Raw genomic sequence first — 16,012 nt, 5'->3', positions numbered from 1 at the left:
GCGCCAAGCGTAAAAACCCCAAGGCAGGGGCTGTTGAGGATTCGATTGAATGAACCACCCCTTTCATCCCCTGAGGAGACACCCGTGAAAAAATTTGCACCCGCACTTGTCTTGACCGCTTTGGCTCTGGCTGCTGGCGCCGCCACAGCTGCCGAACCCGTGATCGGCCTGATCACCAAAACCGAATCCAACCCTTTCTTCGTCAAAATGAAGGAGGGCGCTGAAGCCGAAGGCAAGAAGCTGGGCGCCAAGGTGATGTCCGCTGCCGGCAAGACCGACGGCGACAACGCCGGTCAGGTGACCGCCATGGAAAACATGATCGCCGCCGGTGCCAAGACCATCCTGATCACTCCGTCCGACGCCAAGGCCATCATCCCTGCGATCCGCAAGGCCCAGGCCCAGGGCGTGATGGTGATCGCGCTGGACAGCCCGACCGACCCGGTCAGCGCCGTGGACGGCCTGTTCGCCACCGACAACTACAAAGCCGGTGTGCTGATTGGTGAATACGCCAAAGCCGCCATGGGCAGCAAGAAGGCTGTGATCGCCACACTCGACCTGTTCCCGGGCCACCCCGTGGGTGCACAGCGCCACAACGGCTTCCTGAAAGGCTTTGGCCTGACAGCGCCCGATGCCAAGAGCAACGAACTCGGTGGCCAGGCCGCTGGTGTGGTGTGCATGGCCGACAGCTTTGGTGACGCCGCCAAAGGCCAGACCGGCATGGAAAACTGCCTGCAGAAAAACCCTGCCATCAACCTCGTCTACACCATCAACGAACCCGCAGCCGCCGGTGCCTACAAGGCACTCAAGGCCGCAGGCAAGGAAAAAGACGTGGTCATCGTGTCGGTTGACGGCGGCTGCGCCGGTATCAAGGATGTGGAAGCCGGCGTGATCACGGCGACCTCGCAGCAATACCCCTTGAAGATGGCCGCCATGGGCGTGGCCGCTGGCGTGGAATACGCCAAGACCGGTAAAAAAGTCAGCGGTTACACCGACACCGGCGTGACCCTGATCGCTGCCAAGAGCGTCAAAGGCATCGACAGCAAAGACACCAAGGTTGGTATGGACCTCTGCTGGGGTAACAAGTAAACGTATTGGGAACTTCCCCCCTGCGCCGCTTTGCGGCGTCCCCCCTCTCTGGCGCCTTCGGCCTGGAGTGGGGGTGGCAGGCGGGGCCGGCTCGGCCGGACCCTTGCTGCCCCTGAAGGAGGCCCCTCGTGCCTCCGGGCCTGGCGCCTCGGTGTCCCTGTATGGCGCCACCGAGTGGCTCTGATCCGTCCTTGAATCCCTTTTCGGGAGAATTGTCTTGAACACCCTCAAATCCAAACTTCCTCCGATGGGAACGCTCGGGCCCTTCATCGCCCTGATCGTCGCCTGTGTCTTTTTCTCGCTCCAGAGCGACCGCTTCTTGTCGCTGCAGAACTTCTCCCTGATCCTGCAACAGGTGATGGTGGTGGGCACGATCGCGATCGGCCAGACCCTCATCATCTTGACCGCGGGCATCGATTTGTCCTGCGGCATGATCATGGCGCTGGGCAGCATCGTCATGACCAAAATGGCCGCAGACTACGGGCTGTCTGCGCCGATCGCTATCGCGTTGGGCATCGGCGCCACAGCGCTGCTGGGCCTGGCCAATGGCTTGCTGGTCACCAAAGCCAAGTTGCCTCCCTTCATCGTGACCCTGGGCATGTTGAACATCGCCTTCGCCATCACCCAGCTGTACTCGGGGTCTCAAACCATCACCGAAATCCCCGACGGCATGCTCTGGTTGGGCAATTCGTTTCGGATCGGTGAAACCAACATCGTCTATGGCGTGCTGCTGATGCTCGCGTTGTACCTGATCACATGGCTCTTCCTGCGCGAAACCGCGCCAGGTCGCCATATCTACGCCGTGGGCAACAGCCCCGAGGCCACCCGTCTCACCGGTATTTCCACCGACAGGGTGCTGCTGGGCGTGTATGTGCTGGCGGGCGTGTTCTACGGACTGGCTTCTTTGCTGAGCGTGGCGCGCATCGGCGCGGGTGACCCCAACGCCGGACAAACCGAAAACCTGGACGCCATCACTGCCGTTGTGCTGGGCGGCACCAGCCTCTTTGGTGGTCGGGGCATCATCCTGGGCACCCTGGTGGGCGCGCTGATTGTGGGCGTGTTCCGCAACGGTTTGACGCTCATGGGTGTCTCATCTGTGTATCAGATTCTTGTCACCGGTATCCTGGTCATTCTGGCCGTGATGACCGATCAGATGTCGCGCAAAGGAGTGCGTTGAAATGACCACCGCACCCAACGCTCAATCCCCTTTGATCATTCAGGCCAAAGGCCTGGTCAAACGCTATGGCCAGGTGACTGCGCTCGACGGCGCCGACTTCGAACTGCGGGCCGGCGAAATCATGGCCGTGATCGGCGACAACGGCGCCGGCAAGTCCTCGCTGATCAAATGCCTGGCCGGGGCCACGATTCCCGACGAGGGCGAGATCTACCTCGACGGGACCCGCGCCCATTTCAAAAGCCCGATCGACGCGCGCCGCGCCGGCATCGAAACGGTGTACCAGGATCTGGCTGTGGCGCCCGCCATGACGATTGCCGAAAACCTCTTCCTCGGTCGCGAGATTCGGCGCAAGGGGTTCATGGGCAGCGTGCTGCAAATGATCGACAAGAAAAAGATGCTGGAAGAAAGCATCGCGCGCATGAACGACCTCAAGGTCGGCATCCGCTCCATGACGCAGGCGGTGGAAACGCTGTCTGGCGGCCAGCGTCAGTGTGTGGCCGTGGCCCGTGCTGCGGCCTTTGCGCAGCACGTGGTCATCATGGACGAACCCACTGCAGCGCTCGGCGTGAAAGAGGGCAACATGGTGCTGGAGTTGATCCGCCGGGTGCGCGACAAAGGCCTGCCCGTGATCCTGATCAGCCACAACATGCCGCATGTGTTCGAGGTCGCCGACCGCATCCACATTGCCCGCCTGGGCAAGCGCGCAGCCATCGTGAACCCCAAAACGATCAGCATGAGCGACACCGTGGCGGTGATGACTGGCGCGAAAGAGGTGGCCGATTTGCCGCCCGAAGCGCTGGCGCACTGAATGACCGATCGCCCGTCCAAAGCTTCTGGCCTGGTCTCAGGTCTTGTGGACCACCAGGCGCAGAGGCCGCCGTTGGAGTCGACGGAAACGGCCCGTTTGGCAGAACCGTTGCGACAGGGGCAAGGCCGTGCCGCTCGCTCCATGCCGGCCGCCGCCTGGAGGCAAGAGCCTTTGGCGCTGGCCCTTGTTGACGTTTTGAAAGACAAAAATGCTCAAAGGCATTGACCCTCTGCTCAGTCCCGATCTGCTCAAGTTGCTGGCCGAAATGGGTCACGACGACGCCATCGTGCTTGCCGATGCCAATTTCACCGCAATGAGTCTGGGTGCCGGCAAGCCGCTGGTTCGCTTGCCAGGGGTGGGCATGACCCGGGTGATGAGGGCGGTGGCCAGCGTGTTGCCGCTGGCCCAGGATGTGCCACAGCCTGTGGCCTATATGCGGGTGTGTGGCCGGGAGGCCACCTACCGCTCGGCGGTGCAGCGGGAGTCGATCGCTGTTTTGACGCAGGAGGGCTTGCAGGACGAGCAACTGGAAGCGGTCGAGCGCTATGCCTTTTATGAGCGTGTGCGTGCGGCCTACGCCATCGTGGTGACCGGTGAGCTGCAGCCCTGGAGCAACTTCTTGCTGCGCAAGGGTGTCATGGGAGAGGCGCTTCGCCCCTGACCCGCTTGCAGTGGCAAACTAGCCTTGTCGCCAACCGAACCATGTCTGACACTTTGCTCCCAACCCCCCATCTGCCCGACGATGCTGTTTTGCGCTTGCGTCAGCGCGGTTCGAACCAGGGGGGCATGCGGCAGTTCAATGAACGCGTCGTGTTGCAGGCCTTGCGGGCACACGGGAGTGCGCCCAAAGCGGAGTTGGCCAGGCTCACCGGGCTCACAGCTCAAACCATCGGCCTGATCACAGCGCGGCTGGACGAAGACGGCCTGCTGATTCGACAGGCGCCGGTTCGCGGCCGTGTGGGCCAGCCCTCTGTTCCCCTGAGCTTGAATCCCGACGGTGCTTTTGCCATCGGCATCAAGATTGGTCGGCGCAGCACCGATTGGTTGCTGGTGGATTTCACCGGCCGTGTGCGCCAGCGCATCGTGCTCGATTACCCCTTTCCTGACGCTGACCTGCTCTTGCCCGCGATAGAGGCCAATCTCCATAAACTGCTCGATGGTCTCGATGGCCTGCGTGACCGGGTGGTTGGCGTTGGCGTGGCGGCACCCTTTCAGATGGGTGGTTGGCACCGCATGCTGGGACTCACCGATGCGCAGGCCAACGCCTGGAACGGTATCGACCTGGGCGCACGCGTGCAAGAGATGACCGAGCTCCCGGTCAGTTTTGCCAAGGACACCTCGGCCGCTTGCGTGGCCGAGCTGCTGCAAGGCAAGGGCCGCGATATTCCGAGTTTCCTGTATCTGTTTCTGGATACCTTCATCGGCGGTGGTCTGGTGCTTCATTCCCACCTTCACCGTGGGCAAAGCGGCAATGCCGGTGCGGTGGCCTCATTGCCCCTGGGGGTCGCCGGCGTGGGCAACGGTGTGCCGCCCCAGTTGGTGGGGCAGGCGTCTTTGTGGGATCTGGAGCAGCGGTTTCGGGAGCGCGCGCTTGATCCCATGGCCGCTTACGACGAGCGCGCCATGCAGGCCGCCTGGCTGCCCCATACGCAAGAGTGGATGGCCCATGCGGCCCTGGCACTGGCGCATTGCATCGTCTCGGGCACGGCGTTCCTGGATCTGGATGCGGTGGTCATCGATGGGGTGGTCGCACCCGCACTGCTTCAATCGCTGCTGGCGCAAACCCGCAACGCACTGACTGCGTACAACACCGAGGGCTTGCAGGCATTGCCCCGGCTGGAGACCGGCAGCATTGGTTCGGACGCCCGAGCGCTGGGTGGCGCCCTGTTGCCATTGCATGCCTGTTTTGCGCCTGATCGTGACATCTTCCTGAAGGTCTGAGCCCGCCCGGCGAGAGGCTCTGGCACCGTGGCCCTGATTGCGGCGTTCTTGCCAGTGCTACCCCTCTGTGGCCATGTCCAGCTTCCTGGCCGCACCCAGCAAGGCCGGTGATTGCCGGGCTTCGATCACCCAGACCGGCACCTGCTTCAAGTGGTTCTCAAAACGGCCCTTGGCTTCGAACCGCTCACGGAATTGAGATTGTTCCAGGCGAGATCCGAGCCGCGGCAAGATGCCGCCGCCCAGGAAGATGCCGCCCCAGGCGCCCAGGGTGAGTGCGAGGTTGCCGGCCACGTTGCCCAGAAAGGCAAAAAACAGATCGAGGGCTTCATGGGCGCGCGGATCACCGCCGTTGATCGCGCCGAGGCTGATCTCAGCCGCGGTAGGCAACTGAACTGGCCACAGGCCGGTGTCGCGCTGGATCAATGCGCCATACAGATTGCCCAACCCTTGACCACTCACCGCGCGCTCGGCAGAAACATGGCCGTAGCGGGCCTGCAGCAGCGCCAGAACAGCATGCTCCGCCGCGTTTGTGGCCGCCAGCGTGACGTGGCCGCCTTCACCTTGCAACGGGTACCAGCCTCCGCGCCCGTCGGGCACCAGGCCCGAAACACCCAGCCCGGTGCCGGGCCCGATCAATCCCAGTGCGGTTTTGCTGGCCTGTGCCGAGACGCCGGGTCGCCCGCCGATCTGCCGCAGATCGGCGGCCGGCAAATGGGGCAGTGCCAGCGCGAGGGCGGTGAAGTCGTTGAGCAGTTCAAGCCGTTGCAGGCCCAGCGACTCGCGCAGCTCGGAAATGGAGAAGGACCAATGGTGGTTGGTCATTTGCACGCGGTCGCCCTGAATCGGGTTGGCGATGGCGATGGACCCCAGAACAGGGCGCTGGTCCCGGGTTTGCAGGGACAGGTAATGGTGGATGGCGTCGCCCAGCGTGGCGTGGTCGGCGCAGGGCAGGGTTTGAATGTGGGCGATCTCGCCGTGCGATCCGGCCTGCAATGCAAAGCGGGCGTTGGTGCCCCCAACGTCGGCCAGCAAGCGAAGGGCAGAAGAGAAATCAGGTTGATGAGACATGCGGGAAAGCGGGATCGGCACAAGGGCGGGTTGGAAATGGAGGTGACTTTTGAGGGGCGTTCAAGGGTCCCCGGTGGGGCCGTGGCGCGAGGATTTGAGGTAGTGCTTGGCGTGGGGCAACCAGCCGCGCCCTTGCCAGCGCCACCACATGAGTGCGCCACGCAGGCACTCGTCGATCACATACGCCAGCCACACCCCGGGCAAACCCCAGAGGCGGCTCAACAGGTAGGAACCCAGGCCCAGAATCAGGACGAATGAAGCCAGGCTGGCGATGACAGGGTAGTGCACGTCGCCGGTGGCGCGCAGCGACCCGATCACGACCAGGTTGAACACACGGCCCACTTCCAGAACCACCGACATCCACAGCAGCTGTTGCGCGGCCGCGATGATGGCGGGATCGCGGGTGAAGGCGTGCATGATCCAGGGTGCACCGATGGCGGCGGCCAGCGCCAGAAGCCCCGAGGCGAGCATGCCGTTTCGAACACCCTTGCGCACCATGGCATCGGCGGCTTTCAAGCGGCCGGCCCCCAGCAAACGGCCCACCATGATCTCGCAGGCCCAGCCAATGGCCATGCTGATGAGCAACACGTATTTCAGTGTTTGCAAGGTGTAGGAGTGGGTCGCCAGCGCGGCCACGCCCAGGCGCGCAGTGGCCGAAAGCGAGACCATGAATGCCAGCCGGTAGCCCAGTTCCAAAGCGGCACCGGGCACGCCGATGCGCAACACCGGCGCCATGGCCGGCAAGGACAGGGCCCACCAATGTCGCCGGTTCGGGTGCAGATCCATGCGGCGGCGCCAGAAGCTCAAATGCATCCACAGACCAAATACCCGACTCAAAAAATAGGCCAGTGCATAGCCGTTGAGCCCCCAGCCTTCCCAGCCGCCCAGGCCTTGCATGAACAACACAGCCAGCAGCAGATGGGTGCCGTGCATGGCGATCATGATGAACAGCGACTCGCGGGCAAACAGGTGCGCCCGCAACACCGATGCCATGCTCAGGTTGTAGGCCTCCAGCAGCAGGGCTGGGGCCAGCAGCAGCATGTAGGTCATCGCCAGGGGGATGACGGACGCCGGTGCGTTGAGCACTTCGAGAATGGCGGAGCGCCCGAAAACCATGAGCGCGACCACCAGCAGGCCAGCCCATGTGCTCGAGCTCAAGGCCATGTAGGCGGTGCGTTTCGCGGCCTCGATTCGGCGGCTGCCGAGGGACTGGGTCACCACGATGCCCAGACCAATGGCCAGCACCCGAAAAATGACAAACAGCGTTTCCAGCACTTGCTGGGTCAGGCCGAAGGTTCCTGCGGCGGCGTCAGAGGTGTGCGACGCGAGGTAGAGCCCGGCGAAGGCCACGGTCATGCCGAGCAGAAATTCGCCAAAAATCGGCGCAGCGACTGCGTTGAGGCTGGGGCGGGTGTTCATTGCCATCGATCTTGCCAGAGTGGCCGGAGATACATCGCCAGAAAAAGGGAGAATTCACGCCCGGTTGACCAGGCCGAAGCCGCGGGCGAGGTGCCCACTGCTCCAGCTCAATTCGAAAGGTGCGCAGCGCTCCACGGTTCGAGGTGCAGGAGCCCGCCATGCAGTTGTGCCCCCTCCAGACCGCTCCCTGTCAGCAGCGTGGCGGGTGCCCAGTTGCCAGGTACGGCCCAGCGCAGTGGATGCCCGGAAAAGTTGAAGACGCAAAGCAGGCTGCCCGACGCATGTTCCCGCACAAAGGCGAGCGCTTGCGGATCGGACGGCAGGAGGGTCATGCTGCCTTGCAGGAGCGCCGGCTGTGTGCGGCGCCAATGCAGCAGGCGCGTGAACTGCATCAGGGTCGAGTGCGGATCGACACGCTGGCGGGCCACGGCCAGCGCAAGGTGCTCGTTTGCCACTGGCAACCAGGGTTTTTCGGCCGTCGAGAAGCCGCCGTGGCGCTCCTGGTCGTTCCAGGGCATGGGCGTTCGGCAGCCATCGCGTCCCTTGAATTCGGGCCACATGGTGATGCCGTAGGGGTCTTGCAGGTCTTCGTAGGCGATTTGGGCTTCCGGCAAACCCAACTCTTCACCTTGGTAAAGGCACAGGGTGCCGCGCAGGCTGGCCTGGAAAGCCAGGGCTGTCTGGATCAGCTGCGGATGGGGCGTGGGACCGCCCCATCGGGTGGCGGAGCGCACCACATCGTGGTTGGAGAGGGCCCAGCAGGGCCAGCCGTCGCCCACTTCGGTGATGAAGCGCTGCAAGATGCCGTGCAGGAACGGCGCGCTGTGGTTTTCGCCGAGGAAATCAAAGCAGTAGGCCATGTGCAGGCGTGGTTCGCCGTTGGGGCCGCTGCGGGTGTATTCCGCCAGGCGGGCGAGGCCGTCGTCGTCACCGATTTCACCCACCATGGTGGTGTCGGGGTATTGGTCGAGCAGGGCGCGCAGGCGCTGCAGAAACGCCAGATTTTCTGGCTGGCTCTTGTCGTACACGTGGCATTGCCGCGCGTAGGGGTTGAAGGGGTTGACGGCGGGATCGGGGTTGGCCAGATCGGGCGCACCCCGGCCGGGGTTGTTGCGCAACTGCGCATCGTGAAAGTAAAAATTCGCGGTGTCCAGGCGGTAGCCGTCTACCCCCAGGTCGAGCCAGAATTTCACCGTGTCGAGCAGGACTTGTTGCACCTCGGGGTTGTGGAAGTTGAGATCGGGCTGCGAGCTCAGGAAGTTGTGCATGTAGTACTGGCAACGGCGGGTGTCCCATTGCCAGGCACTGCCGCCGAAGATGGAGAGCCAGTTGTTGGGCGGCGTGCCGTCGTGCTGGGCATCGGCCCAGATGTACCAGTCGGCGCGCGGGTTGTCGTGGCTGCTGCGGCTCTCGGTGAACCAGGGGTGCTGGTCGCTGGAGTGCGACAACACCATGTCGATCATGACTTTGAGACCCAGCGCATGGGCGCGGCCCAGCAAGTGCTTGAAGTCGTCCAGGGTGCCAAACATCGGGTCGACGTCGCAGTAGTCGCTGACGTCGTAGCCGAAATCCTTCATCGGGCTTTTGAAGAAGGGCGAGATCCAGATGCCATCGGCGCCGAGTGCAGCGATGTGTTCCAGTCGTTGCGTGATGCCCGGCAGATCGCCGATGCCGTCGCCGTTGCTGTCCTGAAATGAGCGCGGGTAGATCTGGTAGATCACGCCGCCGCGCCACCAGCCGCTGTTGGGCGCATTGTTTGAGACTTCTTGCATGGGAAGGAAATACAGGGAAAGGGATTGAGGTGGAAAGCTTGCGTGCCGGGATCAGGCCGCATCGATCGATTGCCGGCGCATCAGGTCGCTGAGCCAGTGTGCGCTGGCTTTGGGTGTGCGTTGCTGAGTCGCGTAGTCCACATGCACCACGCCGAATCGCTGGGTATAGCCGTGAGCCCATTCGAAGTTGTCCATCAGGCTCCAGACATAGTAGCCACGGATATCAAAGCCCGATTGGACCAGTTGTGACAGCTCGGCCAGATGCGATTGCAGATAACCCAGGCGCAAGGTGTCCTGGCATTCACCGGTTGCGCCAACCTCTGTGTTGTCAGCGGCGCCGTTTTCGGTGATCCAGATCGGCGGCAATGGCCATTGCCCGGTGAGGTTGCGCACCATCCGGCCAAGTCCCTCAGGGCAGATCTCCCAGCCGATGTCGGTGAGGGGCAGCGCATCGCCAGAGGGCGGCACAAATGCGTAGCCGCGTGATTTTTCATGGGCGCTTCGGGGTGCGCGCGCAACCGATCGCGTGTAGTAGTTCAACCCGATGAAGTCCAGGGGCTGAGCGCAAATGGCGAGATCTCCTTCCTGGCGCACTGTTGCCAATGAGCCGATCTGGGTTTGCATTTCTGCTGGCCAGTCGCGTCCGAACAAGGGGTTCAGGAACACATCGTTGCGCTCCAGTTCGGCCATGCGGGCGGCTTGCCGGTCTGCTGGGTTGTCGCTGGCGGCGTCGCAAAGTTCGGGGTTGAGCACGATACCCAAGGCGGTGTCGTCGCGCATGCCACGCCAGGCCTGCATGGCCAGTCCATGGGCCAGCATGAGGTGGTGGGCCGCCGCCAGCGATTCTTCGCGGTTCTGATGACCGGGCGCAAACACGCCGAGGTCATAGCCCAGGAAGGCGCTGCACCAGGGTTCGTTCAGCGTGGCCACCCGAGGCAATGCATCGCCCAGTTCCCTGGCCACACAACGGGCGTAGTCGGCAAAGCGGTAGGCGGTGTCGCGGTTGAGCCAGCCTCCTTTCAGATGGGAGGGCAGGTCCCAGTGAAACAGGGTGGCATTGGGGGTGATGCCCTTGCGTGCGAGCTCGTCGAGCAGACGCTTGTAGAAGTCAAAGCCAGCGGCATTGGGCTGACCCCGTTCATTGATCACACGGCTCCAGGCGATGGAAAACCGGTAGTGTCGAAAACCGAGGTCGGCGATCAAGGCCACGTCGTCGCGCATGCGGTGCACATGGTCGCAGGCGGTCAGGCCATTGCTGCCATCCTTGATGTTGCCCGGTTGGGTGCAGAAGTCGTCCCAGATGCTGGGCAGTTTGCCGCCAAGAGAGGCAGCGCCCTCGATCTGAAAAGCGGAAGTCGCACAACCCCATTCGAAGGGAAGAGGCAGCGCAATGGAATTAGGAGCAGACATGGCGTGTTGGGATGTTCCGCGAAAAGCGAATGGTTGTATGAATCAAAAGCAGTGGGGGCGGGAGCGAAACGGCTTGCGGCTCAGCCGCCTTTCACCGAGCCGGCCAACAGGCCGCGCACGAAGAAGCGTTTCAGGGAGAAGAACACCATCACCGGCACCGCGATCGATACAAAGGCGCTGGCGGTCAGGATTTCCCAGCTCTCTCCCCTCGAACCCAGCAGGTCGTTGAGCTTGATGGTGAGCACCACCTGATCGGGCGCTTTGCCCAGGAAGACCAGGGCGACCAGGAAATCGTTCCACACCCAGAGGAACTGGAAAATCGCAAAGCTGGCGAGTGCAGGCAGAGAGAGCGGCAGCACGATGCTGGTGAAGATCTGGAAATGGGTGGCACCGTCCATGCGCGCGCTCTCGATGATGTCACGCGGCAGCCCGGCGATGTAATTGCGCAGCAGGTAGATCGCCAGCGGCAAACCGAATGCCGAGTGGGCCAGCCACACCCCGAGGTAGGACTTCGATTCGATGCCCAGTGTCTGTCCCAGCTCGTTGTACATGCGCAGCAGGGGGATCAGCGACATTTGCAGCGGTACCACCAGCAGACCGACCACGACCACGAACAACCAGCGCCGTCCGGGGAACTCCATCCAGCTGAAGGCATAGGCCGCAAAAGCCGCGATCAGGATGGGAATGAAGGTGGCAGGAATGGTGACCTTGAAGGTGTTGAGAAATGCCTGGCCCACACCTTCGGAATCGATCACCTTCTGGTAGTTGGTGGCGACGAATGAGGGAGGTGTTTCGGCGACATAGAACACCCGGACGCCGCGATCGTCCTCGTATGGCTTGTTCAGCGCCAGCCGGTATTGGCCATCGGCCTGAACCACCATGGTGCCATCGGGCTGGCCGTCTTCATCGTCAAAAACCTGGGAGTCGGCCAGTTCAATCGGCGTGCCCACCGGGAACTCGCCGGGGGTGGACGATTTCATGGAAAAGCGGCTCATGCGCAGTTCGCTGTCTTCGGGCACCAGGCGCCCGGTGATGACCCACTGGTTGCCTTCTTGCTTGACGCTTTGCGCGCCCGCGGTGCGTCGCATGTCCGCACGGGTCTGGGTGGACAGGGCCGTCCACCAGCCGCTGGAGACTATCTGGGCGCGGTCGCGAAAGCTGGAGACCAGCAGGCCAAAGGTGGGCAGCACCCAGGCCAGAACGATGGCCAGCAAAAAGGCGTGGGCGGCCAAGGAGCCGAAGCTGAAACGGCTTTTGGTTTTCATCGTTGTGCCTCCTCGGCGCGGAAGCGGCGAATGTTGAACGCCATCACAGGGATCACCGCCAGCATCAGCACCATGGCCAGCGTGGAGCTGCGCCCGTAGTCGCCGCCGCCCCGGAACATCCAGTCGTACATCAGGTTGGCCAGCACGCTGGTGTCCCATTGACCGCCGGTCATGGCCATGACGATGTCAAATACCTTGAGCACGGTGATGGTGATGGTGGTCCAGACCACGAGGATGGTCGAGAGCACCTGCGGCACCATGATTTCAAAAAAGATCTGCAACTCGTTGGCGCCATCGATGCGGGCGGCCTCGATGGTGTCAGTGGGCACACCGCGCAGGGCGGCCGAGAGAATCACCATGGCGAAACCGGTCTGGATCCAGACCAGGATGGCCATGAGGAAAAAATTGTTCCAGAAAGGCACGGTGACCCATGCCTGGGGCTCCCAGCCCATGCCCATCACCAGCGCGTTCAGGATACCGATCTGCTCGGCATCGGGCCCACGGAAATCGAAGACAAATTTCCAGATCACGCTGGCGCCGACAAAGCTGATCGCCATCGGCATGAAGACCATGGTCTTGGCCACATTGCCCCACCAGACGCGATCGGCCAGCACGGCAACGATCAGGCCCATGAGGGTGGCAGCCGCAGGCACCACCAGCAACCACAGGAAGTTGTTGCGGATGGTGATCAGGAAGTTGGGGTCGGCAAAGACCCACTGGTAGTTGGACAGACCGACGAACTGCTCGCCGGTGTCGTTCATGAAACTCAGGCGCGCGGTTTCAAACAGCGGATACACCAGGTACACGCCCAGCAACGCCAGCGCAGGAATCAGGAACAACCAGGGCTGTACCACAGCGCGAATGCCCTCACGCTGGTTGCGCGTGGCAAACGGCAGAGCAACGATCCGGTCCAGCACGAAGTTGGAACCCGCGAAATACAGCAGGCAAAAGCCCACACTGACCACCACGGCCAAAACGGTTTGAAGAATCTGATCGGTCATGGTGGTCGATGCGGAAAGGAAAAAAGGATCAAAGCTGACGAAACTCGCAAGGTATCCGGAGCATGGGCCCAAACCCAGGGTGCAGCGGAACTGGCTTCGCCGGGCCGCCAGCATCGCCCCCTGGGGGGTGACGCCGAAGGCGGCGCGGGGGAGTCAGTCCATGCAGCCGGAGTGCGTGCCCCAACCCAGGATGCCGTGGAACCGGCTCCGCCGGGCCGCCAGCATCGCCCCCTGGGGGGTGACGCCGAAGGCGGCGCGGGGGAGTCAGTCCATGCAGCCGGAGTGCGTGCCCCAACTCAGGATGCCGTGGAACCGGCTCCCCCGGGCCGCCAGCATCGCCCCCTGGGGGGTGACGCCGAAGGCGGCGCGGGGGGAGCCTATTTCAAAGCATCCCAGCTCTTCTGGATCTCATTGGCCACGTCTTGAGCGGACTGGCCACCCGAATAGTTGACCATGCCTTTCCAGAAGCTGCCTGCGCCAACTGCACCGGGCATCAGGTCGGAACCGTCAAAGCGGAAGGTGGTGGCGTTTTGCAGGATCTCGCCTTGCTTGCGCTGGGCTTTGGTCTTGTATTTGGCCAGATCCACCGTCTTCAAAGGCGTCAGAAAACCACCGTCGGCCATCCAGATTTCATGCGCCTGGGGGTGCTGCATGTACTCGATGAAGGCCTTGGCGCCCTTGCTGTCTTTGGTGATCGTCAAGATCGTGCCGCCGCCCAGTACCGGGTTGCCCAGCTTCTTGCTGGCGTAAGCCGGGAAGTAGAAGAAGTCGGCTTCGTCGGCCTTGCCTTCCGGGAAGAAAGCAGGGATGAAGCTGGCCTGGCGATGCATGTAGCACTTGGGCGGTGCACCGAACAAGCCTTTGGGGCTGTCTTTGAAGCTCACCGTGGCCACAGCCTTGGCGCCGCCGTCCACGTAAGCGTCGTTCTTGGCGAACCATCCGTAGGCGTCAATGGCCTCGACGACGCGCTTGTCGTTGAACTTGATCTTGTTGCTGACCCAGCCGTCGTACACCTCGGGTGGCTGGGTGCGCAGCATCATGTCTTCGACCCAGTCGGTGGCGGGCCAGCCCGTGGCTGCGTCGCTGCCCAGGCCGATACACCATGGCTTGCCGCCATCGGCCGCGATTTTTTTGGTCAGGTCCTGCAACTCTTCCATGGTCTTGGGCACTTTGTAGCCCTTTTCCTTGAAGTTGTCGGGGTTGTACCAGACCAGGCTCTTCACGTTCACGTTGTAGAACAGGCCGTAGAACTGCTCTTTGCCAGCCTTGTTTTTGTAGGTGCCCAGGTCGGCCCAGGACGATCCCGCGGCGAAGCTGGTTTTCACAAAGTCGCGTGCCTTGTCGCCCAGAGGCGTCAAGCCGTCAATGGCGGCCATGTTGGCGGCCAGGCCGGGCTGCGGGAAAACCGAGATGTTGGACGGCGAGCCGGCCTTGATGTCGATCACGATCTGCTGCTCGGAGCTTTGTGAGCAAGCGTGCTTCACCGTGGCGCCGGTGGCTTTTTCGAAGCCTGCGATGACCTTTTTGAACGAGCCCTCTTCGGCGCCGGTCCACGGACAGGTGATCGTGACCACCTCACCTTTGAGGTCGGGACCCTTGTAGTCCGCCGCCGAAGCGGTGCCCACGAGGGAGAACATGGCCAAGGCGGTGGCCCCGGCAACTGCGGTTTTTTTGTACATCTTTTGATGCTCCTCTTACCGCTCCACGGCCCATCCGCGAAGCTAATCTGGTTGATATGGATTCAGGTGTGCACGCTGCGGCCATCGGCGTCGAAGCGGTACAGCTGCTCGGGTGCAAAGCCCAGAGAGATGGCTTCTCCGGGCTCCAGCGCCAGGCTGCCTTCCATGCGCGCCGAGACTTCGCCCAGAGGCCCTGCGTCCACGTAGGCGAAGGTCTCGTTGCCCAGCTTTTCAGCGTGGCGCAGGTGGCCTTTGATCGAACCACCGGCGAGCACCTTGAGGTGTTCGGGGCGAATGCCCACGGTGGCCGCGCCGCGCTCTTTGGCAAAGGCACCACCCAGGAAATTCATTTGCGGCGAGCCAATGAAGCCGGCGACGAACAGCGTGGCAGGCTTGTTGTAGAGCTCCAGCGGGTGGCCCACCTGCTCGATGCGGCCTTTGTTGAGCACCACGATCTTGTCGGCCAGGGTCATGGCCTCCACCTGGTCATGGGTCACGTAAATCATGGTCGAGCCCAGGCGCCGGTGCAAGGTGGCGAGCTCCACCCGCATCTTGGTGCGCAGCGCCGCGTCGAGGTTGGAGAGCGGCTCGTCGAACAGAAACACCTTGGGGTTGCGCACGATGGCGCGGCCAATGGCCACGCGCTGGCGCTGGCCGCCCGACAGCGCCTTGGGCAGTCGTTTCAGGTAGTCGTTGAGTTGCAGGATTTCTGCGGCTTCACGCACCCTGCGGTCGATCTCGGCTTTGGGCACCTTGGCGATCTTCAGCCCAAAGGCCATGTTGTCGTACACGGTTTTGTGGGGGTAGAGCGCGTAGCTCTGGAACACCATGGCCACGCCGCGTTCCGAGGGTGGCAGGTCATTGACCGCCTGGCCCGAAATGCTCAGCGTGCCGCTGGAGATGTCCTCGAGGCCGGCAATCATGCGCAAGAGGGTGGTTTTGCCACAACCCGATGGGCCCACAAACACCACGAACTCTCCAGGCTCGATGTCGAGGTCCACGCCGTGGATGACATCGACGCGGCCGTAGCTCTTTTTCAGGTTGCGCAAGCGCAGATCAGATTGACTCATGAGTTGTATCCAGTGGACCGTCTGCTGAAAAAGTAGCGCGGCGGGGAACAGGCGCCGTCCTTTTTCGAGCAGGAACAGGCGTTATTGAATCACTGATGCAATCGATTGCATGATCGGGTTTGCCCTAATGTTTGCAACTTGATGCAGGGACGTAACCTGAAAAGTGGATGGAGGATTCCGACGGGCTGTGGTTCGGGGCACAGGGGCAAGGGTGGATGACGAAGGGCGCGGCTGTCACCGGGCAAGCCAATGGGCGTTGCCCCCCTGTCCGGGCCTTTTATTTCTGGTGCGCGCGCACTGTCGATGCCTTGCGGCG

General features: G+C 62.5%; 13 protein-coding genes. 5 read left to right on the top strand and 8 right to left on the bottom strand.

Annotated elements, in window-relative coordinates; all coding sequences use genetic code 11:
- Nucleotides 1–84 precede the first annotated feature (84 nt).
- From LPB072_RS14900 to LPB072_RS14875, 5 genes are all read left to right on the top strand, one after another.
- The gene (locus LPB072_RS14900) at nt 85–1,086 is read left to right on the top strand and encodes a sugar ABC transporter substrate-binding protein (RefSeq protein WP_066084353.1); all 1,002 of its coding nucleotides are present in this window, start codon (nt 85–87) and stop codon (nt 1,084–1,086) included.
- A gap of 247 nt (nt 1,087–1,333) precedes the next feature.
- Entirely contained in the window at nt 1,334–2,263 is a 930-nt protein-coding gene (locus LPB072_RS14895; RefSeq protein ID WP_082876665.1) for an ABC transporter permease, read from the top strand.
- A 1-nt stretch (nt 2,264) separates the two neighbouring features.
- Nucleotides 2,265–3,071 carry an ATP-binding cassette domain-containing protein gene (locus LPB072_RS14890; protein WP_066084355.1) on the top strand — a complete coding sequence of 269 codons (807 nt, stop codon included), beginning with the start codon at nt 2,265–2,267 and terminating at the stop codon, nt 3,069–3,071.
- Between the two features lie 208 nt (nt 3,072–3,279).
- The gene (locus tag LPB072_RS14880) at nt 3,280–3,732 is read left to right on the top strand and encodes an RbsD/FucU family protein (RefSeq protein ID WP_066084357.1); all 453 of its coding nucleotides are present in this window, start codon (nt 3,280–3,282) and stop codon (nt 3,730–3,732) included.
- A gap of 41 nt (nt 3,733–3,773) precedes the next feature.
- On the top strand, nt 3,774–5,012 hold the full coding sequence (locus LPB072_RS14875) for an ROK family transcriptional regulator (RefSeq protein WP_066084358.1): 1,239 nt from the start codon (nt 3,774–3,776) through the stop codon (nt 5,010–5,012).
- Nucleotides 5,013–5,069: 57 nt separating this feature from the next.
- Here LPB072_RS14875 and glk read toward each other — a convergent pair whose 3' ends face one another.
- The 8 genes from glk to LPB072_RS14835 all read right to left on the bottom strand — a co-directional run bounded on the left by glk (nt 5,070) and on the right by LPB072_RS14835 (nt 15,696).
- Entirely contained in the window at nt 5,070–6,080 is a 1,011-nt protein-coding gene (gene glk / locus LPB072_RS14870; protein WP_066084359.1) for a glucokinase, read from the bottom strand.
- 60 nt (nt 6,081–6,140) lie between these two features.
- Nucleotides 6,141–7,499 carry an MATE family efflux transporter gene (locus LPB072_RS14865; protein WP_231943263.1) on the bottom strand — a complete coding sequence of 453 codons (1,359 nt, stop codon included), beginning with the start codon at nt 7,497–7,499 and terminating at the stop codon, nt 6,141–6,143.
- 107 nt (nt 7,500–7,606) lie between these two features.
- On the bottom strand, nt 7,607–9,271 hold the full coding sequence (locus LPB072_RS14860) for an alpha-glucosidase (protein ID WP_066084361.1): 1,665 nt from the start codon (nt 9,269–9,271) through the stop codon (nt 7,607–7,609).
- A 51-nt stretch (nt 9,272–9,322) separates the two neighbouring features.
- Nucleotides 9,323–10,681: a GH1 family beta-glucosidase gene (locus LPB072_RS14855; RefSeq protein WP_066084362.1), complete on the bottom strand. Its 1,359-nt coding sequence runs from the start codon at nt 10,679–10,681 to the stop codon at nt 9,323–9,325.
- Nucleotides 10,682–10,761: 80 nt separating this feature from the next.
- Entirely contained in the window at nt 10,762–11,946 is a 1,185-nt protein-coding gene (locus LPB072_RS14850; protein ID WP_066084363.1) for a carbohydrate ABC transporter permease, read from the bottom strand.
- The gene (locus LPB072_RS14845; protein ID WP_066084364.1) at nt 11,943–12,947 is read right to left on the bottom strand and encodes a carbohydrate ABC transporter permease; all 1,005 of its coding nucleotides are present in this window, start codon (nt 12,945–12,947) and stop codon (nt 11,943–11,945) included. Before LPB072_RS14845 ends, LPB072_RS14850 begins: the two co-directional genes overlap by 4 nt.
- A 377-nt stretch (nt 12,948–13,324) precedes the next feature.
- Nucleotides 13,325–14,626 (bottom strand): ABC transporter substrate-binding protein, encoded by a 1,302-nt coding sequence (locus LPB072_RS14840; protein ID WP_066084365.1) that lies wholly within the window; start codon nt 14,624–14,626, stop codon nt 13,325–13,327.
- A gap of 62 nt (nt 14,627–14,688) precedes the next feature.
- Nucleotides 14,689–15,696 (bottom strand): ABC transporter ATP-binding protein, encoded by a 1,008-nt coding sequence (locus tag LPB072_RS14835; RefSeq protein ID WP_066084366.1) that lies wholly within the window; start codon nt 15,694–15,696, stop codon nt 14,689–14,691.
- Nucleotides 15,697–16,012: the final 316 nt, after the last annotated feature.

This window comes from Hydrogenophaga crassostreae (assembly GCF_001761385.1).
GTDB classification, from domain to species: Bacteria; Pseudomonadota; Gammaproteobacteria; order Burkholderiales; family Burkholderiaceae_C; genus Hydrogenophaga; species Hydrogenophaga crassostreae.
This window is presented reverse-complemented; position numbering and strand designations above follow the sequence as displayed.